This is a genomic window from Pseudomonas sp. SIMBA_041 (genome assembly GCF_046535095.1).
GTDB classification, from domain to species: domain Bacteria; phylum Pseudomonadota; class Gammaproteobacteria; order Pseudomonadales; family Pseudomonadaceae; genus Aquipseudomonas; species Aquipseudomonas mucoides.
The window spans coordinates 454,193-474,941 of record NZ_JAWRXJ010000002.1; the positions used below are offsets into that span (position 1 = coordinate 454,193).

The 20,749-nt window shown below is 59.0% G+C and carries 20 protein-coding genes and 1 pseudogene; 16 read left to right on the forward strand and 5 right to left on the reverse strand.

All coding sequences use genetic code 11. The features are described 5' to 3' along the window. The first annotated feature begins 47 nt into the window (after nt 1-47). Complete coding sequence (locus tag SB725_RS05800; RefSeq protein ID WP_027925625.1) at nt 48-2,249, forward strand: hypothetical protein; 2,202 nt, start codon at nt 48-50, stop codon at nt 2,247-2,249. 295 nt (nt 2,250-2,544) lie between these two features. Here the strand turns inward: SB725_RS05800 and SB725_RS05805 are convergent, their stop codons facing one another. Next, complete coding sequence (locus tag SB725_RS05805) at nt 2,545-2,850, reverse strand: DUF2288 domain-containing protein (RefSeq protein WP_027925626.1); 306 nt, start codon at nt 2,848-2,850, stop codon at nt 2,545-2,547. A gap of 350 nt (nt 2,851-3,200) precedes the next feature. Here SB725_RS05805 and SB725_RS05810 point away from each other — a divergent pair, with 350 nt between their 5' ends. From SB725_RS05810 to SB725_RS05850, 9 genes are all read left to right on the forward strand, one after another. Then, a complete protein-coding gene (locus SB725_RS05810) occupies nt 3,201-4,328 on the forward strand; it encodes a branched-chain amino acid ABC transporter substrate-binding protein (protein ID WP_027925627.1) in 1,128 nt (375 codons plus the stop codon). A 232-nt stretch (nt 4,329-4,560) separates the two neighbouring features. Next, nucleotides 4,561-5,484: a high-affinity branched-chain amino acid ABC transporter permease LivH gene (gene livH / locus SB725_RS05815; RefSeq protein WP_027925628.1), complete on the forward strand. Its 924-nt coding sequence runs from the start codon at nt 4,561-4,563 to the stop codon at nt 5,482-5,484. Further along, nucleotides 5,481-6,737 (forward strand): high-affinity branched-chain amino acid ABC transporter permease LivM, encoded by a 1,257-nt coding sequence (locus tag SB725_RS05820; RefSeq protein WP_027925629.1) that lies wholly within the window; start codon nt 5,481-5,483, stop codon nt 6,735-6,737. Before livH ends, SB725_RS05820 begins: the two co-directional genes overlap by 4 nt. Continuing rightward, entirely contained in the window at nt 6,734-7,501 is a 768-nt protein-coding gene (gene livG / locus SB725_RS05825; RefSeq protein WP_027925630.1) for a high-affinity branched-chain amino acid ABC transporter ATP-binding protein LivG, read from the forward strand. The genes SB725_RS05820 and livG overlap by 4 nt, the downstream gene beginning before the upstream one ends. Further along, the gene (locus SB725_RS05830) at nt 7,502-8,203 is read left to right on the forward strand and encodes an ABC transporter ATP-binding protein (RefSeq protein ID WP_027925631.1); all 702 of its coding nucleotides are present in this window, start codon (nt 7,502-7,504) and stop codon (nt 8,201-8,203) included. 302 nt (nt 8,204-8,505) lie between these two features. Next, complete coding sequence (locus tag SB725_RS05835; protein ID WP_027925632.1) at nt 8,506-8,808, forward strand: DUF2282 domain-containing protein; 303 nt, start codon at nt 8,506-8,508, stop codon at nt 8,806-8,808. Between the two features lie 25 nt (nt 8,809-8,833). Beyond that, the gene (locus tag SB725_RS05840; protein ID WP_410921421.1) at nt 8,834-9,688 is read left to right on the forward strand and encodes a DUF692 domain-containing protein; all 855 of its coding nucleotides are present in this window, start codon (nt 8,834-8,836) and stop codon (nt 9,686-9,688) included. Next, nucleotides 9,685-10,446 (forward strand): putative DNA-binding domain-containing protein, encoded by a 762-nt coding sequence (locus SB725_RS05845; RefSeq protein WP_410921422.1) that lies wholly within the window; start codon nt 9,685-9,687, stop codon nt 10,444-10,446. Before SB725_RS05840 ends, SB725_RS05845 begins: the two co-directional genes overlap by 4 nt. Then, a complete protein-coding gene (locus tag SB725_RS05850; RefSeq protein WP_410921423.1) occupies nt 10,443-10,925 on the forward strand; it encodes a DoxX family protein in 483 nt (160 codons plus the stop codon). Before SB725_RS05845 ends, SB725_RS05850 begins: the two co-directional genes overlap by 4 nt. 146 nt (nt 10,926-11,071) lie before the next feature. Here SB725_RS05850 and SB725_RS05855 read toward each other — a convergent pair whose 3' ends face one another. Further along, the gene (locus SB725_RS05855; RefSeq protein ID WP_027925636.1) at nt 11,072-11,998 is read right to left on the reverse strand and encodes a LysR family transcriptional regulator; all 927 of its coding nucleotides are present in this window, start codon (nt 11,996-11,998) and stop codon (nt 11,072-11,074) included. A gap of 104 nt (nt 11,999-12,102) precedes the next feature. On the opposite strand from SB725_RS05855, the gene SB725_RS05860 reads away from it, so the two are divergent. Then, nucleotides 12,103-12,702, forward strand: coding sequence for a short chain dehydrogenase (locus SB725_RS05860; RefSeq protein WP_027925637.1), 600 nt, complete (start codon nt 12,103-12,105; stop codon nt 12,700-12,702). Nucleotides 12,703-12,721: 19 nt separating this feature from the next. Here SB725_RS05860 and SB725_RS05865 read toward each other — a convergent pair whose 3' ends face one another. Next, a complete protein-coding gene (locus tag SB725_RS05865; protein ID WP_410921424.1) occupies nt 12,722-13,822 on the reverse strand; it encodes an acyltransferase family protein in 1,101 nt (366 codons plus the stop codon). Nucleotides 13,823-13,956: 134 nt separating this feature from the next. Between SB725_RS05865 and SB725_RS05870 the strand changes: the two genes are divergently transcribed. After that, a complete protein-coding gene (locus SB725_RS05870; RefSeq protein ID WP_027925638.1) occupies nt 13,957-14,610 on the forward strand; it encodes a COG3650 family protein in 654 nt (217 codons plus the stop codon). Nucleotides 14,611-14,704: 94 nt separating this feature from the next. Then, nucleotides 14,705-16,318, forward strand: coding sequence for an NAD(P)/FAD-dependent oxidoreductase (locus SB725_RS05875; RefSeq protein ID WP_027925639.1), 1,614 nt, complete (start codon nt 14,705-14,707; stop codon nt 16,316-16,318). A gap of 117 nt (nt 16,319-16,435) precedes the next feature. On the opposite strand, the gene SB725_RS05880 is transcribed toward SB725_RS05875, so the two are convergent. Next, on the reverse strand, nt 16,436-17,533 hold the full coding sequence (locus tag SB725_RS05880) for a PLP-dependent cysteine synthase family protein (protein WP_172825951.1): 1,098 nt from the start codon (nt 17,531-17,533) through the stop codon (nt 16,436-16,438). Nucleotides 17,534-17,769: 236 nt separating this feature from the next. Here SB725_RS05880 and nhaA point away from each other — a divergent pair, with 236 nt between their 5' ends. From nhaA to SB725_RS05895, 3 genes and pseudogenes are all read left to right on the forward strand, one after another. Then, nucleotides 17,770-18,957, forward strand: a complete 1,188-nt coding sequence (nhaA, locus tag SB725_RS05885) for a Na+/H+ antiporter NhaA (RefSeq protein ID WP_027925641.1) — start codon at nt 17,770-17,772, stop codon at nt 18,955-18,957. Nucleotides 18,958-19,078: 121 nt separating this feature from the next. After that, nucleotides 19,079-20,002: pseudogene (locus SB725_RS05890) on the forward strand (S-type pyocin domain-containing protein); the annotation flags it as partial. A 35-nt stretch (nt 20,003-20,037) separates the two neighbouring features. Continuing rightward, the gene (locus SB725_RS05895; RefSeq protein ID WP_410921475.1) at nt 20,038-20,109 is read left to right on the forward strand and encodes a hypothetical protein; all 72 of its coding nucleotides are present in this window, start codon (nt 20,038-20,040) and stop codon (nt 20,107-20,109) included. A gap of 158 nt (nt 20,110-20,267) precedes the next feature. Here SB725_RS05895 and SB725_RS05900 read toward each other — a convergent pair whose 3' ends face one another. Further along, complete coding sequence (locus SB725_RS05900; RefSeq protein WP_027925642.1) at nt 20,268-20,732, reverse strand: glycine zipper 2TM domain-containing protein; 465 nt, start codon at nt 20,730-20,732, stop codon at nt 20,268-20,270. Nucleotides 20,733-20,749 lie beyond the last annotated feature (17 nt).

Sequence of the window (20,749 nt, forward strand, 5' to 3'; positions counted from 1 at the left end):
TGACGACAGATGTCGCTCAGCCAACCAGTCCAGGTAGATGGCGCCCAATGACTTCTAAAAATAACCCGGCCACTACGGTCTCCGATCTGACTCTGAGCCCTGCGGCGAACAGCCCCTCATCGTCGAAGCCATTGACCCCGGCGCGCCCGCTGGCCACTCAGCAATACCTGTATTTCACTGAAACCAATACCGACCGCATCCTCGATAACCTCGACGGCCTGCGCGACATGGTGTTCCCGCGCCCGCCCCACCTGGAAGGCGTGAGCGAACAGCATAACGACCAGGAATTCCCGTCGGTGTGCCTGATCGGTCTTGGTCGTTGCGGCTCGAACATTGCTCTGGACGTCGCGGAGCTGGTGTACAACGCCCGCAAGTTCTACCTCAATGAATTCAACAACGAAGACCGTCTGTCGCCGGACAAACGCTTTGCGGAAAAGGGCTACAGCCCGGCCCAATGGATTCGTAACAACCTGCGCCTGGGCACCAACAAGGGCGCCAAACCGGTGTTCCTGGTAGAACCGCTGGTGATGCTTGGCGACCTCGACAAAGACATCGCCGGCCGCATCCGTTTCTCGCGCAAGGGCGAAAAAAGCGGGTTCCTGCGCGACTACAGCAAAATGAAAATCATGGACTTGTCGGAAGTCCACGCCGGTGGTGCCGGTAACGCGCCGATCCTCGGTCAGTACCTGGCCAAGATCATCCTGAACAAGGACACCCAGCGTTTCTCCAGCCCTGACTGGAAGATGATTCACTCGTACCTGATCGACAGCTGCGGGATCAAGGCCAACCAGTCGCGCCTGTATTTCTCGATCTTCAGTGCCGGCGGCGGTACCGGTTCGGGCATGGCCTCGGAGTTCGGCCTGGCCCAGCAGCACTCGTACATGAACAAGACGTTCGACACCAAACCGATGGACGAACATGACGGCAAGAGCGGTCATTCCTTCGTCTTCGAGCCGATCTTCACCAGCGGCATTTGCGTGCTGCCGAACATTTCCGATCACCGCAGCGAAATGTCCGAGGCGCTGCACATCAACGCCGGTCGCCTGCTGTGTAAATACCTGTCAGAAGAGTGGGATTTCTCCTACAACTTCGCCAACGAAGACAGCAGCGAAGCCAGCGTCATGGGCCGTATCCGCCCATGGAACGCCATGATGCTGATCTCCAACGACATCATGCGTTATGCCGAAGAAAGCGATGATGGCAACATCCAGAACATTGACGTCAATGCGATGGAAAAACACGCCAACCAGTACATCTCGCAGCAGATCTTCAACATCCTGACGGCGCAGGCGGTGACGACCGACTACGACCAGAACTATTTCCGTCGCGCCGGCATCGACATCGGCGAAACCATTCGCCTCGACGCCAACGACCTGTTCATGAGCCTGGCCGGCCCGGTGGCGATTGCCTACGCCGAATCCGTGGTGCCGGAAACCCCGCCGCCAAGCAGCGACAAGTTCAAGGTGTTCGAGAAAGAACCGCAGCGCCTGAACATCGATGATTTGTTCTTCCGCTCCATCGACCTGCCGCATTTCAACAAAGTGACCCAGGCGATCGAAGGCATCAGCCTGCTGCCGATCGAATCCAAGCGCTATCGCGCCTCGCTTGAGCAGTACAAGAATTCCGGTTACGACGCGGCCGCGCTGCACGACCTGCACTTCTTCAAGAACTGCTCGTCGGTGGTGTCGATCGTTTCCTTGCCGAAAGACTACAAGCTGTCCTACATGGACTTGAACCGGTTGAAGACCCACCTCAACAGCCTGTTCCCGAACACGACGCTCAAGCGCTACGCGCTGGTGATCGGCGCCTCGGCCAACTTGTCGCTGACCACCCTGATCGCCAAGAGCCCGTGCCTGTCGGACGACTTCCTGACGTTGATCGTCGCGTTCATCAAGCGCTGCTTCGCGAAGAACCCGTACCGCTTCGACGAGACGCTGGACAACTCGATCCTCGACTTCATTATTAATGAAGAATTCGACGAAGACCGGATCGACGACTTGCTCAACGAATTCGAGAACCCGGCGAAGATCCTCGATACCAACTGGTACGCGATCAAACCGATGTACGAGAAGAAGTACCGCGAGCTGATCAACGACAAGGACAAGTTTGTCTCGATCAACGACATTCGCCTGTCGCGTGATTGCGTGAAGAAGGCGATCAAGTACCTGCGTGAGATCTACCGTCACCGCATTGGCAAAACCAAGGTTATTTCGCTGAATAACCATACTGGCAAGACTTTCTCGGTCTGACGCCAGACCAGGTTGCCGCCATCGCGAGCAGGCTCACTCCTACATGTGGAATGCGTTCCCCTCTAGGAGTGAGCCTGCTCGCGATGAGCCCCTCAAATCCGCTGAAAATGTCAGTCTTTCCAACATCCAGAAACAATTAAGCAGCCCTCAGGCTGCCCGACAAACTGTTCCCGTTACGTTTACGTCACCGTGATGCTGGCCATGCCTGTGGCCTTTCTCTACGGCAACGTGCCATCACGCTACTCACCTACACACTTTTGCTCGCCCGCACGACGCACCAATAAGGCGCAGCGATTCAGCTCGTCGCCCTTTCCTGGATCAGAATCCACGGCGAAACCACCACTGCCCACAACGCCGGGTCGCGCTCAAAAAGATCCAGCGCCCGCGTTTCAGACAGCTTGGCGACCTGGTCGGCAGCCAGCCAGGCAGCCACTTTCTCCCCTTCGTCAGTCGCCACGGCTTCGGCGGCCGCGATCAAATCCAGCCCGGGATCGACCCACAATAGGGCACCCCTGGCAAAGAACGGCTCCAACTCTTTCCAGGTAATAGATGCGGTTTCACCAAGCAGCTTGGCATAGAGGGTGCTAGGTTCTTGAGTCATGGGTCCTGTCCGGAAAAGAAATCGACGCGAATGATAACGTCGGTGGTCCGCCAGAAAAACCCGGATGCAATTGAGTCACCGATCGAAAAGAGCAGGAAAGCCAGGGAATGCCGCTGAATCAAGCAATTAGCCAGCTAACATCCCGCCGTGATTCTGTCTTTTTCTTTCAAAAAAGCGACACCCTCAGGTTTTGTCCCCCGGCGCCAGCTTCCCAGGCTAACAATTGGCGCTCTACACTGTACCGGTACAGTTGTCGGGGGCATTTTCCGGAGGGTATCGAAGATATCTGACCCGGTTCTGCTGCTACGGCGCCAGGACTATAAAAACTACAACAGTAAGAGTGGAGCACTATGACTAAGGCTACTAAGCAGATTTCCAAACTGTTTGCCGCTATGGTTCTGGCCGGGGTTGCCAGCCATTCGTTCGCAGCTGACACCATCAAGATCGGCATTGCCGGCCCTAAGACCGGTCCTGTAGCCCAATACGGCGACATGCAGTTCAGTGGCGCCAAAATGGCCATCGAACAGATCAACGCCAAAGGCGGCGTAGACGGCAAGAAACTCGAAGCCGTTGAATACGATGACGCCTGTGATCCAAAACAAGCGGTAGCGGTCGCGAACAAGGTCGTCAACGACGGCGTCAAGTTCGTGGTCGGTCACCTGTGCTCCAGCTCCACTCAACCGGCTTCGGACATCTACGAAGACGAAGGCGTGATCATGATCACCCCGGCTGCCACCAGCCCGGACATCACCGCTCGTGGTTACAAAATGGTATTCCGTACCATCGGTCTGGACAGCGCCCAAGGCCCTGCCGCCGGTAACTACATTGCCGATCACGTCAAACCGAAAATCGTTGCTGTTCTGCATGACAAACAGCAATACGGTGAAGGCATCGCCACCGCCGTGAAGAAAACCCTGGAAGGCAAAAACGTCAAGGTTGCCGTGTTCGAAGGCATCAACGCCGGCGACAAGGACTTCTCCTCGATCATCGCCAAGCTCAAGCAAGCCAACGTCGACTTCGTCTACTACGGCGGCTACCACCCGGAGCTGGGTCTGATCCTGCGTCAATCCCAGGAAAAAGGCCTGAAAGCCAAGTTCATGGGTCCGGAAGGCGTGGGTAACGACTCCATTTCGCAGATCGCCAAAGACGCTTCCGAAGGTCTGCTGGTGACCCTGCCGAAATCCTTCGACCAGGATCCGGCCAACGTTGCCCTGGCTGACGCGTTCAAGGCGAAGAAAGAAGACCCGAGCGGTCCGTTCGTGTTCCCGGCCTACTCGGCTGTTGAAGTGATTGCCGGTGGTATCGAAGCCGCCAAGAGCGAAGACACTGCCAAAGTGGCTGCTGCTATCCACGCTGGCACCTTCAAGACCCCGACTGGCGATCTGCAGTTCGACGCCAAGGGCGACTTGAAAGACTTCAAATTTGTGGTTTACGAGTGGCACTTCGGCAAACCAAAAACTGAAGCTTCGCCTCAGTAAGGCCTTGCCTGACTGACTGCCAACAAAGCCCACGGCGTGCCGTGGGCTTTGTTTTACGAACGTTTTGGGCCGCGCTGGCGTGATCCGCCAGTCTCCCCACCTGAAAATCTCAAAACCGTCATCAGCGGTTCGCTGGCAAACCTCGCGTTCGAAGTGGGTGCAGATCCACGGGGCTCGAGCGGGAAAATGACTCCACCAGTGAAATGCGTATCAGGTTTTTAGGAGCGCTGTAATGCCTGACATCTATCACTTTTTCCAACAGCTGGTTAATGGCCTGACCATTGGCAGCACGTATGCCCTGATCGCCATCGGCTATACGATGGTTTACGGCATCATTGGAATGATCAACTTCGCCCACGGCGAGGTGTACATGATTGGTTCCTACGTGGCGTTCATCGCCATCGCGGGCCTGTCCATGATGGGACTCGACAGCGTTCCGCTGTTGATGACTGCCGCTTTCCTCGCGACCATCGTCGTGACCAGTGCCTACGGCTACAGCATCGAACGGATCGCCTACCGCCCCTTGCGCGGCAGCAACCGTCTGATTCCGCTGATTTCCGCCATCGGCATGTCGATCTTCCTGCAGAACACGGTTCTGCTGGCGCAAGACTCCAAGGACAAATCCATCCCCAACCTGATCCCTGGTAACTTCACCATCGGGCCAGGTGGCGCACATGAAGTGCTGATTTCCTACATGCAAATCGTGGTGTTCGTGGTGACGTTCGTCGCCATGCTCGGCTTGACGCTGTTCATCTCCCGCTCTCGCCTGGGTCGCGCCTGCCGTGCCTGTGCCGAAGACATCAAGATGGCCAACCTGCTGGGTATCAACACCAACAACATCATCGCCCTGACCTTCGTCATCGGTGCTGCACTGGCGGCCATCGCGGCCGTGCTCCTGAGCATGCAGTATGGCGTGATCAACCCGAACGCCGGTTTCCTCGTCGGCCTCAAGGCCTTCACCGCAGCGGTATTGGGCGGTATCGGCAGCATTCCCGGCGCCATGCTCGGCGGGATCGTGTTGGGGGTAGCGGAAGCCTTTGGTGCCGACATCTTCGGCGACCAGTACAAGGACGTCGTGGCTTTCGGTCTATTGGTTCTGGTGTTGTTGTTCCGGCCTACCGGCCTGTTGGGCCGTCCGGAGGTTGAAAAAGTATGACTAGGAATCTTAGACAGGCGCTGTTCAGCGCCTTGCTGGTGTGGGCCGTCGCCTACCCGGTACTGGGTTTGAAACTGACCATCGTCGGCATCAACCTCGAAGTCCATGGCACCAGCAACACCACGCTGCTCATCATCGCCGTTTGCTCGGTGCTGATGTTCCTGCGAGTGTTGTTCGACAAGTCGATCAGCGCGGCCTGGAAATCTTCGCCGAGCATGCCGGGCATGCCGGCCAAGGCCAGTAACTTCCTGACCCTGCCGACCACCCAGCGCTGGATCATCATTGCGCTGATCATCGGTGCACTGGTGTGGCCGTTCTTCGGCTCCCGCGGCGCGGTGGACATCGCCACTCTGGTGCTGATCTACGTGATGCTGGGCCTGGGCCTGAACATCGTGGTCGGCCTGGCGGGCCTGCTCGACCTCGGCTACGTCGGTTTCTATGCCGTCGGCGCCTACAGTTATGCGCTGCTGTCGCATTACTACGGCCTGAGCTTCTGGATCTGCCTGCCGATTGCCGGCCTGATGGCGGCCACGTTCGGCTTCCTGCTGGGCTTCCCGGTGCTGCGTTTGCGGGGTGACTACCTGGCGATCGTGACCCTGGGCTTCGGTGAAATCATCCGTCTGTTCCTGCGTAACCTGACCGATATCACCGGTGGCCCGAACGGCATCAGCAACATTCCCAAGCCAACGCTGTTCGGACTGACGTTCGATAAAACGGCCGCGGAGGGAATGCAGACCTTCCACGAGTACTTCGGCCTGGTCTACAACCCGGTGAACAAGGTGATCTTCCTTTACCTGATCGCGGTGTTGTTGTCGCTGTTCGCCCTGTTCGTCATCAACCGCTTGCTGCGCATGCCTCTGGGCCGTGCCTGGGAAGCACTGCGTGAAGACGAAATCGCCTGCCGGGCGCTGGGGCTGAACCCGACCGCAATCAAGCTGTCAGCGTTCACCCTGGGCGCGTGCTTCGCCGGTTTCGCCGGCAGCTTCTTTGCCGCGCGTCAGGGCCTGGTGACACCGGAGTCCTTCACCTTCATCGAGTCGGCAACCATCCTCGCCATCGTGGTGCTGGGCGGCATGGGCTCGCAACTGGGCGTCGTACTGGCGGCCACGGTGATGATTCTGTTGCCGGAAATGATGCGTGAGTTCAGTGAATACCGCATGTTGATGTTCGGCGCCTTGATGGTGCTGATGATGATCTGGCGCCCTCAAGGCCTGCTGCCCATGCAACGTCCTCACATGGAGCTGCGCAAATGAGCCGCGAGATCCTGAAAGTAGACAATTTGAGCATGCGCTTCGGCGGCTTGCTGGCGGTCAACGGCGTCGCCCTGACCGTGAAGGAAAAACAGGTCGTGGCATTGATCGGCCCCAACGGCGCCGGCAAGACCACCGTGTTCAACTGCCTGACCGGTTTCTACAAGCCGAGCGGCGGCAGCATCCTGCTGGACGGCGAGCCGATCGAAGGCCTGCCAGGCCACAAGATCGCCCTCAAAGGCGTGGTGCGCACCTTCCAGAACGTGCGGTTGTTCAAGGACATGACCGCGGTCGAGAACCTCTTGATCGCCCAGCACCGTCACTTGAACACCAACTTCCTGGCCGGCCTGTTCAAGACCCCGGGCTTTCGCAAAAGCGAACGCGAGGCCATGGAGTTCGCCGAGTACTGGCTGGAGAAGGTCAACCTCAAGGCCTTCGCCAACCGGCCTGCCGGCACCCTGGCTTACGGTCAGCAACGTCGCCTGGAAATCGCTCGCTGCATGATGACCCGCCCGCGGATCCTCATGCTCGACGAGCCGGCGGCCGGTCTGAACCCGAAGGAAACCGAAGACCTCAAGGCGCTGATCAGTGTGCTGCGTGAAGAGCACAACGTGACCGTGCTGCTGATCGAACACGACATGAAACTGGTCATGAGCATTTCCGACCACATCGTCGTGATCAACCAGGGCACGCCCCTGGCCAACGGCACGCCGGAACAGATCCGCGACAATCCCGAAGTGATCAAAGCCTACCTGGGGGAAGCGTAAATGCTGCAATTCGAAAACGTTTCCACCTTCTACGGCAAGATCCAGGCCCTGCACAGCGTCAACGTGGAAATCCGCCAGGGCGAAATCGTCACCCTGATCGGCGCCAACGGCGCGGGCAAATCCACCCTGCTGATGACGCTTTGCGGTTCGCCGCAGGCCCACAGTGGCAGCATCAAGTACATGGGCGAAGAGCTCGTGGGGCAGACCTCGGCGCAGATCATGCGCAAGAGCATTGCCGTGGTGCCGGAAGGTCGTCGGGTGTTCTCCCGCCTGACCGTGGAAGAAAACCTCGCCATGGGTGGCTTCTTCACCGACAAGGGCGACTATCAGGAACAGATGGACAAGGTTCTCGGACTTTTTCCACGCCTGAAAGAGCGTTTCGCCCAGCGCGGCGGCACCATGTCCGGCGGCGAACAGCAAATGCTCGCCATCGGCCGTGCGCTGATGAGCAAGCCCAAGCTGCTGCTGCTCGACGAACCTTCGTTGGGCCTGGCACCGATCATCATCCAGCAGATCTTCGACATCATCGAACAACTGCGCAAGGATGGCGTGACCGTGTTCCTGGTCGAGCAGAACGCCAACCAGGCGCTGAAGATTGCCGACCGCGCGTACGTTCTGGAGAACGGCCGTGTGGTGATGCAAGGCACCGGTGAAGCCCTGCTGACTGACCCGAAAGTGCGTGAAGCGTATCTGGGTGGTTGAGTCTTTGCGGTAAACAGAAAACGGCCTTCGGGCCGTTTTTTTTGTGCCTGCCACACACCTTCCGGACAAAGGAAATCTCCTGTAGGAGTGAGCCTGCTCGCGATAGCTATTTCACATTCAACACCTGTGTTGACTCCTCCACCGAGATCGCGAGCAGGCTCACTCCTACAGGGATGTGGTGTGTATTGAAGTTTTTTAAAAAAGTTTTGGAGACCGCTGTAACGCATCGCCACGACGTTTCTCTAGAGGGGTAAGCCAGCACAAACGTTGCTGACCGACACCTCAAAAACCGGAGAAACATCATGACTGCTTCCACCCGCACCCTGTCCGCCACAGCCCTGGTTCTGGCCCTTGGTTCTGCCTTGAGCATGGCCGCCGTGTCCACCGCCCACGCGGCCGACGACATGGAAAAATGCTTCGGCGTGGCCATGAAAGGTCATAACGATTGTGCAGCAGGCGCCGGCACCACCTGCGCTGGCACTTCGAAAACCGATTTCCAGCCTAACGCCTGGAAACTCGTCCCTAAAGGCACCTGCGCCACCACCGAAAGCAAGACCTCGCCGACCGGTTTCGGGCAAATGGAAGCGTTCAAAGCCAAAGCCTGATCCCAACCCAGCCCGAGTGTCGACCATGAACAATCTACCGTTCGGGCTCCCGCCCCGCGCCGGGCTGGGGCTCAAGACCGAGCACTTTCGTGAAGTGCTCGGTTCACAACCGGACATCGGCTTTTTCGAAGTCCACGCCGAAAACTACATGGTGGCCGGCGGCCCGTTTCATCACTACCTGGGTTTGATTCGCGAGCAGTACCCGCTGTCGCTGCATGGCGTGGGCTTGTCGATTGGTGCTGAAGGTCCACTGGACATTCAGCACCTCAAGCGTCTCGGCGTACTGATCGAGCGCTATCAACCCCAGTCCTTTTCCGAACACCTGGCCTGGTCCAGCCATGGCCCGGTGTTTCTGAATGACCTGCTGCCCCTGGCCTATGACACGCCGACGCTGAGCCGCGTCTGTGAACACATTGATCACGTCCAAAGCACCCTCAAACGCCCGATGCTGCTGGAGAACCCGGCAACGTATCTGGCGTTTGAACCCTCGACGTACGATGAAGCTGACTTCATCAACGAAGTCATCCGTCGCACGGGCTGCGGGTTGTTGCTGGACGTGAACAACGTCTATGTATCGAGCATCAATCATCAGCGCGATCCGTTGGCTTACATCGACGCCCTGCCCCTCCATGCCGTCGGCGAGATTCATCTGGCCGGCTTCGCCGAAGACACCGACAGCCTCGGTGACCGTCTGCTGATCGATGATCACGGCGCCCCCATCGATAACGCCGTCTGGACCTTGTACCAGCACGTACTGGAGCGAACAGGCCCGATAGCGACCCTGATCGAACGCGACAATCAGTTGCCGGCCTTCAGCGTCTTGCACGCCGAGGCGTCTCAGGCCGATGAACGGTTGCGGTGCGCGGGAGGCCGGTCATGAACACGCACGCCGCGTTTGCTGCTGCCCTGCTTGATCCCCGACTGAACTGCCCCGAAGGTGTGTTCAGTGCCAACGGCGCCGATCCCGCCAGCCGGTTCGCGGTGTATCGCAATAACGTACAGAGTTCGCTGATCAACGCCTTGGCGCACAGCTACCCCGTGGTTGCGCAATTGGTCGGCAATGAATTTTTCCGTGCCATGGCCGCGATCTATTTGCTCGGCAATGCGCCTCAGAGCCCGTTGATCAAGGATTACGGCCACGACTTGGCGGACTTTATCGAAGGCTTCGAACCGGCGGTCAGCGTGCCGTACCTGGCCGATGTCGCGCGACTGGAACGCCTGCGCACCCTCGCCTATCACGCGGCCGACGCCCAGCCGTTGAACCCTGAACAGATCGGCGCAGCGCTCGCTGACCCGCACACCCTGAGCGAGCTGAGCGTCGAACTTCACCCCTCGCTCAACCTGCTGACGTCAGCCTTCGCCGTGGTCTCGATCTGGGCTGCCCATCAGCAAGACGCAACGCTGGCCGGGATTGATCTGGACCACGGGCAACACGCGTTGATCCTGCGCAATGGCCTGGACGTTGAAGTCTTCGTCATCGAACCCGGCGCCAGCGCCTTCATTCAGAACCTGCAAAACGGTCAGCCGCTGCTCCGGGCAGCAGCGTCCGCCCCCGCGTTCGACCTCAGCCAAACCCTGGCCTTGCTGATCAGCCACAACGCCCTTACTCACCTCCACCAAAACAAGGTATCGCCATGAACACTCAGAACCCGATCAGCCGCGCTATCGCGCTGCTGGAGATGATTCCACAGAGCCTGATCGCCTTCATTGCGCGGTTCTCCATCGCGGCGGTGTTCTGGAAGTCCGGACAAACCAAGGTCGAAGGCCTCGCCATTGATTTGATCGACGGCACCTTCCAGCTCGGCTGGCCTCGCCTCGCCGATTCGACCATTGCATTGTTCAAGAGCGAGTACCACGTGCCGTTGCTGTCGCCAGAGATCGCAGCGCACTTGGCGGCGTTTGCCGAGCACTTTTTCCCGGTACTGATTTTGATTGGCTTTGCCACGCGTTTTTCGGCGTTGGCCTTGCTCGGCATGACCCTGACGATTCAACTGTTCGTGTACCCGGATGCGTACCCGACTCACGGTACCTGGGCGGCGGTGTTGCTGTATTTGATGGCGACGGGGCCGGGGAAATTGTCGATTGATCACCTGATCGCCCGACGCTTCGCCCGCTAACCCAGCCCCCCTGTAGCAGCTGCCGAAGGCTGCGTTCGAACGCGAAGCGGTCGCAAAACCTGCAAACGCGGTTTACCTGTCAGACCACAGTGACTGATTTTACGACTGCTGCGCAGCCGGACGCAGCCTCGCGAGCTCGACAGCGGCTACACGGACCGTGCGAGGCTAAGGCGATCCAGCGCCTCACCGCTGCGCTTGAACCAGCCGATCAGGTAATCCGCCAGCACCTGCGTGCGTTTCGGCAAACCGCCCTGATACGGGTGAACCAGGTACATCGGCATGCGCCGCGTCTGATAATCACGCAGGAGCCAGCGCAATCGCCCGTCAGCCAATTCCGTTTGCAGTAAATAGGACGGCAGGCGCGCAATGCCGGCCCCCGCCAATGCGGCTTTTTTCAGCAAGCTGTAGTGATTGCTGGCAAACGGCCCCGACACCCGTACGCGCAGCAACTCATGTTGCTGGTGATAGAGCCATTCTTCGCGACCGCTGTAATGACTGTTGAGCAGGCAACGGTGTTCGGCCAGGGCCTGCGGTGTTTGCGGTTCGCCATACTGTTCAAGATACGCCGGACTGGCGCAGGTCATCTCGTGCCAGGCCAGCAGTGGCCGAGCCACCAATCGCTCGTCCTTGCCCACCTCGGAACGAATCGCCAGATCGAAACCATCCCGAGACAGGTCGTGAAAGTTGTTGTTCAGATCGAGCTCGATCTGCACCTCTGGGTACTTGCCGGAAAACTCCAGCAACAAACCATCGAAGAAGGTTTCCCCCAGCGATACCGGAACGGTCATACGCACCGGCCCGGCCATGTCGTCCTTCAACCGCGCCAATGCCTGACGCGCCCTTTCGACCTGGACGACAAGCGCCTGAGCTTGCGGCAACAGCGCCGCGCCTGCCGCCGTCAGGCTTAAACGACGCGTCGTGCGTTGCAGCAGCACCACCGAAAACCGTGTTTCCAGCAAGCTGATGCGCTTGGACAATTGGCCTTTGCTGCAACCCAGTTGCTGCGCTGCCAAGGTAAAACTGCCGGCTTCGATCAATACCGCGAACGCCGCCAGGTCATCCATTTCGCTCATGGATTGTTTCCATTTGAAAACCAAAGGTTGCCTATTAGTGCGCTTATCAACAGAAAAAACCACTCTAGACTGAGATCACTTTCAACCAATCGAGAATCAGCACGATGAAAATTCTATTGATAGGCGCAAGCGGCACCATCGGCTCGGCCGTCGACAAGGAACTGTCCCAGCGCCACGAAATCATCCGCATCGGCCGCAACAGTGGCGACTTTCAAGTGGATATCAGCGACAGCGCCTCGATCCGCAAGCTGTTCGAACAGACCGGCAAGTTCGATGCCCTGATCTGCGCGGCGGGTAACGTGACCTTCGCGCCGCTGGATGAAATGACCGGAGACAGCTTCGCCCTGGGCCTCAAAGACAAACTGATGGGCCAGGTCAATTTGTTGCTGATCGGTCGCGAGTTCGCCAATGACGGCGCCTCGTTCACCTTCACCACCGGTGTGCTCAGCCATGACCCGATTCGCAGCGGTGCCTCGGCCGCGTTGGTCAACGGAGCGCTGGACAGCTTCGTCCGCGCCGCCGCCATCGAACTGCCTCGCGGCCTGCGCGTGAACTCGATCAGCCCGAACGTGCTGCTGGAAGCCATGGGCAAATACGCGCCTTACTTCCGCGGGTTCAAACCGGTTCCCGCAGCCGATGTGGCATTGGCCTACGCCAAAAGCGTGGAAGGCTTGCAGACAGGTCAGACGTTTCACGTCGGCTGACCGTCCTTTCTGACAGGCATTACTGGCGAGCGATCACTTCGCTCGCCAGGCGCTCGCGCCCGAACTGGCGCAGCCACTGTTGCATTGGCCGTTCGAACCAGCGGTGGCAAATCAGGCTGGCACCGATCAGGACCGCAAAGAACAGCAGCAACGTCCACGGCTGATAAAAGACGCTTCGCCCCGCAAAGAATTTATCCGCCAACAGCGCGGCGATAATTTGCAGCGGGAAATGCAGCAAATAGGAGGCGTAGCTGATATCCCCCAGCCACGCCAAGCGCCGGGCAACCGGTTCCAGTACCTGATGACAGGCTGCAATGGCCATGATCGTCAGCGGGAACAACAGCACACATTTGATCAGCGGCTGATCAGCGCCGAACAACCACCACCCCGCCGCACACCCGATCGTCAACCCCATGCCCACCCAGCGCGGTGGCATTCGTTGCAGCAGCCACGTCACCCACACATAGCCAACACCACCGCAGAAAAAGCTGAACACGCCCAAGGTGATTTTGTACTGCGCAGGAAACACATAAGCGGCCACGGCGATCAAGAAAATGCTGATCAGCATGGGCAGGGGCGAATAACGCCACAGCAGGAAGAATGCCGCGTAGAGCAGCACTTCAACCGAAATCGACCAGGCCGGGGCGTTGAATGACCAGCCTTGTTCCAATCCCCAGGCAGGGGCGAGAAATACATTCAACACGCCGTGATAGAGATCGTTGAACGGATAAACAAAAGCGTTGCCCGTATGCCGTGTATAGATCATCTGTAATAGCGCAACAGCGGCGAAGGTCGCCAGATGCAGCGGATAGATGCGGCTGAAACGCTCGATGAAGAACTGTTTTCCGGTCAGCTCCCTACGCGCCACGGCATGACCGAACAACCAGAAAAAGATGAACCCGGACAAGCTGAAGAACAACGCGACCGCATCGCCACCGTGTCGATAAAACAAGGCGAACACGCTATAGAAAGGTTGCAGTTCGGTTTGCAGCGGGCCCGGCACTGCCCCTTGAAAAAAGAAGTGCTGCCAATGCCAGAACACCACCGCCAACGCCGCGATACCTCGCAGTGCATCCAGTGCGTACAACCGTTTGGGGAAAATAGAGAGACGTTGGTTCATGCCGAAAAGAGCCCGATCCTGGACAAGGGCGCCACTATGCTGGGACGCACCCGGCAACTCAATCCCTGGCACACAAGCCTTGTGATCACGAGCGTGCCTGAGTAACGTGGCGGCACTTGTCTGGAGAGCCAAAGATGCGTGTTGCCCGTTCCTTAGTCGTCGTTGCCCTGCTGCCGCTGTTTGCTGCCTGTCAGTTGTTTGATGGCCCGCGTGAAAGTGCCTCCCACGCGGGCCAGACCCGTATGCAAGGCCAGTTGACGGCGGCGGACGGCAAGTTGCTGTTCCAGCCCTGCAATGAAACCAGCAGCTATGTGGTCAACGACACCGGCGGCACCAGTGTGCTGCAACAGGCGGCGTCTCTGGCCGATACCAAGGGCAAGTTGTTTGCCGATGTGCGCGGGCGCATCGTCGACAGCCGCCTTGATCTGGAGCAGCTGTACCGCGTCGAGCGCTCGGGCACGGCGTGCGACGATCCCAATTTCAAACTGCAGATCCTGCGCGCGGCCGGTCACTCGCCTGAGTGGAACGTCAAGGTCAGTGGCAAAGGCATGGTGATCGATCGCGCCGGTCAACCGCCCCTGGCCGTCCCTTATGTGGAAGAACAGCTGGGCGACGGCCGTTTCAACCTCAGTACCGAAGCCAATAACCAGCACATCGAACTGTGGGTCGCGCCGCAACGCTGCACCGACAGCAGCACCGGCAGCGTCCAGCACATGAGCGCCGAACTGCGCATCAATGGCCAGGTACAGCGTGGTTGCGCGTATTTCGGCGGTGCGCGCAACGACTGATCGTTTAAGCCTCACGGAATCCGCCTTTGGGGCTTATAATCACCGGTTTCCAACGCCTTGGCGCAGTTGTGCGCCCCGCGAACCGGGTCTTGCCATGTTACGAATCACTGAACTGAAGTTGCCGATCGACCATCCCGAAGAAGACCTGCGCCCTGCCATCGTGCAGCGCCTGGGCATCGCCAGCGATGATCTGCTCGATTTCACCTTGTTCAAGCGCAGCTACGATGCGCGCAAAAAGTCCTCCGAACTGTGCTTCATCTACACCATCGACCTCACCGCCAAGGATGAGGCCGCGATACTGCACAAGTTCGCCGATGACCGTAACGTCAACGTGGCGCCGGATGTCAGTTACAAAGTGGTCGGCCACGCACCGGCCGATCTGCAGCAACGCCCTGTAGTCGTAGGCTTCGGGCCGTGCGGGATTTTCGCCGGTCTGCTGCTCGCACAAATGGGCTTCAAGCCGATCATCCTCGAGCGCGGTACCGAAGTGCGTCAGCGCACCAAGGACACCTGGGGCCTGTGGCGTAAAAGCGTGCTGAACCCCGAATCCAACGTTCAGTTCGGTGAAGGCGGCGCGGGGACGTTCTCCGACGGCAAGCTGTACAGCCAGATCAAGGACCCGAAATTCATCGGTCGCAAAGTCCTGCACGAGTTCGTCAAGGCCGGTGCGCCGGACGAAATCCTCTACGTCAGCAAACCGCACATCGGTACGTTCCGTCTGACCGGTGTCGTGGAAAACATGCGTGAGCAAATTCGCGCGCTGGGCGGCGAAGTCCGCTTCCAGCAACGCGTCACCGATGTGTTGATCGAGGACGGCCAACTGGTCGGCGTCGAACTCAACGGCGGCGAGCAGATCCATTCGAAACACGTGATTCTTGCCCTTGGCCACAGTGCCCGGGACACGTTCCGCATGCTCCACGGCCGTGGCGTGTTCATGGAAGCCAAGCCGTTTTCGGTGGGTTTCCGCATTGAACACCCGCAGTCACTGATCGACCGCGCACGGTTGGGCAAGTACGCCGGCCACCCGAAACTCGGGGCGGCCGACTACAAACTGGTGCACCACGCCAAGAACGGCCGTTCGGTCTACAGCTTCTGCATGTGCCCAGGCGGCACCGTGGTCGCGGCGACGTCTGAGCCGAACCGCGTCGTCACCAACGGCATGAGCCAATACTCGCGTAACGAACGCAACGCCAACTCCGGAATCGTCGTTGGCATCACCCCGGAAGTCGATTACCCGGGCGGCCCGCTGGCCGGCATCGAATTGCAGGAACGCCTGGAATCCCATGCGTTTGTGCTCGGTGGCAGCAACTATGAAGCGCCGGCGCAACTGGTCGGTGACTTCATTGCCGGCAAGCCGTCGACTGAGTTGGGCAGTGTTGAGCCGTCCTACAAGCCTGGCGTTGCATTGGGTGATTTGGCGTTGGCCTTGCCCGCGTTTGCCATCGAGGCGATTCGTGAAGCGCTGCCAGCGTTCGAGAAGCAGATTCGCGGTTACTCGCTGCATGACGCGGTGTTGACCGGGATCGAGACACGCACCTCGTCACCGCTGCGCATTACCCGTAATGAATCGATGCAGAGCTTGAATGTGAAGGGCTTGTTCCCGGCGGGTGAAGGCGCGGGTTATGCGGGCGGGATTCTGTCGGCGGGTGTGGATGGTATTCGCATTGCGGAAGCCGTGGCTCGCGATATCCTCGGCCTGGAAGCCTGATGCACATCCCCCTGTAGGAGTGAGCCGGCTCGCGATGCGGATTAACAGTCAACAGAGATGTTGACTGATCTTTTGCTATCGCGAGCCGGCTCACTCCTACAAGGGATCTTCAGTGTGTCAGATGTTGGCGCGCAGTACCGTCGATGGTAGCGCCTCACCGCGCTCGACACTCGCCGCCACCCTCTCCATCAAACCACTCAATTCATAGCCCTGGCCCTTGAGCCAATCCTGGTCGTAGTACGTGGTGGCATAACGTTCGCCGCCATCACACAGAATCGCCACGATCGACCCCGACTCCCCCGCCGCTGCCATCTGCTGAGCCGCCATCAAGGCGCCGATCAGGTTGGTCCCGCTCGAACCGCCCACTCGCCGCCCCAACCGCTGCGCCAGATAGTGCATCGCCGCCAGGGACAACGCGTCCGGCACTTTGACCATGGCATCAATCACCTTGGGCAGGAACGACGCTTCCACCCGCGGCCGGCCGATCCCTTCGATCCGCGAACCGCACTCCAGGCGCAGGCTGGCATCGCCGGTCTGGTAGTAATCGAAAAACACCGAACGCTCGGCATCGGCGCACAGCACGCGGGTGCAATGCTGGCGATAACGCACGTAACGCCCCAGCGTCGCGGTGGTGCCGCCGGTGCCGGGGCTGGAGATCAGCCAGCTCGGCTCAGGGTGCTTTTCGAAACGCATCTGATGGAAGATCGATTCGGCGATGTTGTTGTTCGCCCGCCAGTCGGTGGCGCGTTCGGCGTAGGTGAACTGGTCGATGAAATGACCGTCATGCTCGCGCGCCAACCGTTCGGATTCGGCGTAGATCTGGGTCGGGTCGTCGACCAGATGACTCTTGCCGCCATAGAAAGCAATTTGCGCGATTTTCTCTTTCGAGGTGGTCGCCGGCATCACCGCAATAAAGGGCAAACCCAGCAAGTTGGCGAAGTACGCCTCGGAAATCGCTGTCGAACCGCTGGACGCCTCGATGACTGGCGCACCGGGCTTGAGCCAACCGTTACACAGCGCATACAGGAACAACGAACGCGCCAGGCGGTGCTTGAGGCTGCCGGTGGGATGGCTGGATTCATCCTTGAAATACAATTCAATGCCCGGAAAACCCGGCAGCGGCAAGGGGATCAGGTGGGTATCGGCGCTGCGCTGGAAGTCTGCTTCGATGATCCGGATGGCTTCGCGGGCCCACTGTCGGTTGTCGCTCATGATGGTTTTCTCGTTGAGTCGGCCTTCTTGTAAGGCTCAGCCTTCAAGCTTAGGAAAAAACCTACATCCCGCACAGGTACAGCTGACGTTCAATACGGCCGGCAACTGCTAGGCTCAAGCCCGGTCCCAACCTTCACGTTGTTACTGCATATAACAAAAAAGAATATAACTTTTGTTTTAACAACTAACGGTACGGGTTAGGGTGTGCCACCTTTTGAATTCATCGATGGAGAGCGACCTTGCCTCTGCGTAGCACTTTCACGCGTTTCTTTCAGTTGGAAGCTGCCAGCGGTCTGTTACTGATCGCCGCGGCAGCCCTGGCTTTAATCATCAACAACTCGTCGTTGTCGTGGCTCTACAGCGGGCTGCTGGACACCCCTGTCGTCGCTCAGATCGGCGCGCTGAAAATCGCCAAGCCGTTACTGCTGTGGATCAACGACGGCCTGATGGCGATGTTCTTCCTGCTGATCGGCCTGGAAGTGAAGCGCGAAGTCCTCGACGGCCAGTTGTCGAACCCTTCGCAAATCGTCCTGCCCGGCGCCGCGGCGATTGGCGGTATGGTCGTGCCGGCGCTGCTCTACTGGTTCTTGAACCGTGACGATCCGGCAGCCTTGGGTGGCTGGGCCATCCCGATGGCCACCGACATTGCCTTTGCCCTCGGCGTACTCGCCTTGCTAGGCAAACGCGTGCCGGTGTCGCTGAAGCTGTTCCTGATGACCCTGGCGATCATTGACGACCTGGGCGCAATCATCGTCATCGCGATCTTCTATTCCGGCACCCTGTCGACGCTGTCGCTGGCATTGGCGGCTGCCTGCATCATCGCGCTGATCGCCATGAACCGGCTCGGCGTGGTGAAGCTTGGACCGTACATGATCATCGGCTTGATCCTCTGGGTCTGCGTGCTCAAGAGCGGTGTCCACGCCACGTTGGCCGGTGTGACCCTGGCGTTCTGCATCCCGCTGCGCACCAAAAACGCCGAGTCTTCGCCACTGCTGACCCTTGAACACGCCCTGCACCCGTGGGTGGCTTACGGCATCCTGCCGCTGTTCGCCTTCGCCAACGCCGGCCTGTCTCTGAGCGGTGTCACCGTTGAAAGCTTCACCCACCACGTACCGATGGGTATCGCCACCGGCCTGCTGCTGGGTAAAACCGTGGGTGTGTTCGGCCTGACCTGGCTGGCGGTGAAAATCGGCATCGCCGCCCTGCCCCAAGGCGCCAATTGGGGCCATGTGCTGGGGGTATCGATCCTTTGCGGGATCGGTTTCACCATGAGTCTGTTCGTCGGCTCGCTGGCGTTTGAGCCAGGCGTCAGCGACTACGCCGGGATGGACCGGATGGGGATTCTGACCGGGTCGATTCTCGCGGCATTGATTGGTTATGCGGTGACGGCGATGGCGAGTCGCAAGAGCGCCGTTTTGCAGTCCTGAGCGAAAGCGAACGCTCCTAGCAGCATCAAGGATTCATCCTACAGCCACGATCCGCCTCGTTCGTTAACGTCGCACAGCTCCTTTATTGGGGGCTGTCGACGGACGAACGCAAGGAAGATCAGTGGCTGGCAACAAGGAAGTCCCCAGGGCTAAAAGCCCACCCTCCGGTGACGGTCATCACGTTACCCACCGCTTCATGACAGCCACCGAACTGGCCGAGCGCGATGCGCGACAAAGCGCTTACGACGCCATGCTCGCCCGGCAGCAGGCTTTTGAAGATAGGCTTCAGGCCTCGACGAAAAAACCCGACATCCCTCGCGCGGGATGCGTCTTTGCCAAGTCCTGCAACCTGCCAGACGCCATTATCGATTACTCGAATCCTTCGGGTGTGGTTCCGACCGACAGCCTCAAGGATTACGGAGAAATTGCCTGGCTCGGTGCTCGTGATACAGACGATGCCGGGCTGCTGAATCTCGAAACCATCAGCGGCAGTACAGTCTCCCTCGGCGTAGGTCGACTGGCACTTAGAGCCCCGGCGCTCGCTGCACCTTTATTGGCACTTGAAGCCGCCACTGCCGCCACATTGGCCGGTGTCGTCGCGTTGTTCTGGACGCCGAGCCCGGGTGATAGCGCGCTCTACACCGACGAACAACTGCGTGCCCTGAAACAGGCCAGAACCCGCGTTCGATTGCAGGTCGAGCAGCAGGCTGACGGCAGCCTCAAGGGCTACGGGTTCTACACCGGCAAAAACCGCGATTGGGAAATGGTCGATGTCGTGCAGTTCACACTGCGCGGCAGCCAGCAGGTGGCGGATCTCGAGGGAGGTGCTGAACTGATCTGGACACCGGCCGTGGATGGCTCGGACACCCTCGGCATTCCAGCACTGGAGGCTGCACCGCAGGCGCCGCATATCTGGGTGTATCCGCCGACGCCGGCGGCGGCCAGCATTATTGTGAACCCGGTGTATCCGCCTGAGTACAAGGATTTCATTCTTGTGTTTCCGGCGGGGTCAGGGGTGAAGCCGGTTTACATTGTTCTGTCTTTGTTGAACTTGAGCTAACCGACAGTCAAATCCTTCAGATAGCGCGGCTACTAAACGTCGATGTCCCTGAAGGCTTGGAGTATTTCATCGGCACCCGTGCGGCACCGTGAACCGGAACCGGAACCGGAACCGGGAGCAATATGATAGCGAGTTTGACGGCTACGACTTGTCTCTAGAGAGACTGCAACTGATGTGCAACAGGTGAAAACCACAGACACAAAAAACCCCGACCAGTCACCTGATCGGGGTTTTTCTTTACCCATCCCGCTTAGTGCGACACGCGGCTCGTGCCATCTACAGTAGAAATCCGCACACGTTCGCCAACGCGGAACACTTCATTCTCCTGAACTTGCTGAACATAGGCGCGCATGCTGCCGTCGTCTTCGCGCACAGTGATTTCGACGCCTTGGGTGCGGGTCAGGCCTTCTTCGGCCGCCGAACCTACCAGGCCGCCGGCGACTGCGCCGATGACTGCGGCAACGATGCTGCCTTTGCCGCCGCCGATGGCGCTACCGCCAACGCCGCCGACCACTGCACCTGCAGCGCCGCCGATTGGGGTTTTGGTGCCTTCGATTTTCACTGGGCGCAGCGCTTCGATGGTGCCCATGCGAATCGTTTGCACACGACGCGCTTCATCACGGGAGTAGGAGTCACCGGTCAGGCTGGATTGGCAGCCGGTGAGCAACATCGCCATCGTGGAAAAGGAAGCAACCAACAAAACAGACTTACGCATAGCATCAACTCCAAAGG

Coding starts and splice junctions, on each gene's coding strand:
- SB725_RS05850 (WP_410921423.1), top strand. CDS start 10,443: ATGAACACTCAGAACCCGATCAGCCGCGCTATCGCGCTGCTGGAGATG.
- SB725_RS05855 (WP_027925636.1), bottom strand. CDS start 11,998: ATGAGCGAAATGGATGACCTGGCGGCGTTCGCGGTATTGATCGAAGCC.
- SB725_RS05845 (WP_410921422.1), top strand. CDS start 9,685: ATGAACACGCACGCCGCGTTTGCTGCTGCCCTGCTTGATCCCCGACTG.
- SB725_RS05820 (WP_027925629.1), top strand. CDS start 5,481: ATGACTAGGAATCTTAGACAGGCGCTGTTCAGCGCCTTGCTGGTGTGG.
- SB725_RS05900 (WP_027925642.1), bottom strand. CDS start 20,732: ATGCGTAAGTCTGTTTTGTTGGTTGCTTCCTTTTCCACGATGGCGATG.
- SB725_RS05800 (WP_027925625.1), top strand. CDS start 48: ATGACTTCTAAAAATAACCCGGCCACTACGGTCTCCGATCTGACTCTG.
- SB725_RS05875 (WP_027925639.1), top strand. CDS start 14,705: ATGTTACGAATCACTGAACTGAAGTTGCCGATCGACCATCCCGAAGAA.
- SB725_RS05865 (WP_410921424.1), bottom strand. CDS start 13,822: ATGAACCAACGTCTCTCTATTTTCCCCAAACGGTTGTACGCACTGGAT.
- SB725_RS05835 (WP_027925632.1), top strand. CDS start 8,506: ATGACTGCTTCCACCCGCACCCTGTCCGCCACAGCCCTGGTTCTGGCC.
- SB725_RS05840 (WP_410921421.1), top strand. CDS start 8,834: ATGAACAATCTACCGTTCGGGCTCCCGCCCCGCGCCGGGCTGGGGCTC.
- SB725_RS05870 (WP_027925638.1), top strand. CDS start 13,957: ATGCGTGTTGCCCGTTCCTTAGTCGTCGTTGCCCTGCTGCCGCTGTTT.
- livH (WP_027925628.1), top strand. CDS start 4,561: ATGCCTGACATCTATCACTTTTTCCAACAGCTGGTTAATGGCCTGACC.
- SB725_RS05830 (WP_027925631.1), top strand. CDS start 7,502: ATGCTGCAATTCGAAAACGTTTCCACCTTCTACGGCAAGATCCAGGCC.
- SB725_RS05860 (WP_027925637.1), top strand. CDS start 12,103: ATGAAAATTCTATTGATAGGCGCAAGCGGCACCATCGGCTCGGCCGTC.
- SB725_RS05805 (WP_027925626.1), bottom strand. CDS start 2,850: ATGACTCAAGAACCTAGCACCCTCTATGCCAAGCTGCTTGGTGAAACC.
- livG (WP_027925630.1), top strand. CDS start 6,734: ATGAGCCGCGAGATCCTGAAAGTAGACAATTTGAGCATGCGCTTCGGC.
- SB725_RS05810 (WP_027925627.1), top strand. CDS start 3,201: ATGACTAAGGCTACTAAGCAGATTTCCAAACTGTTTGCCGCTATGGTT.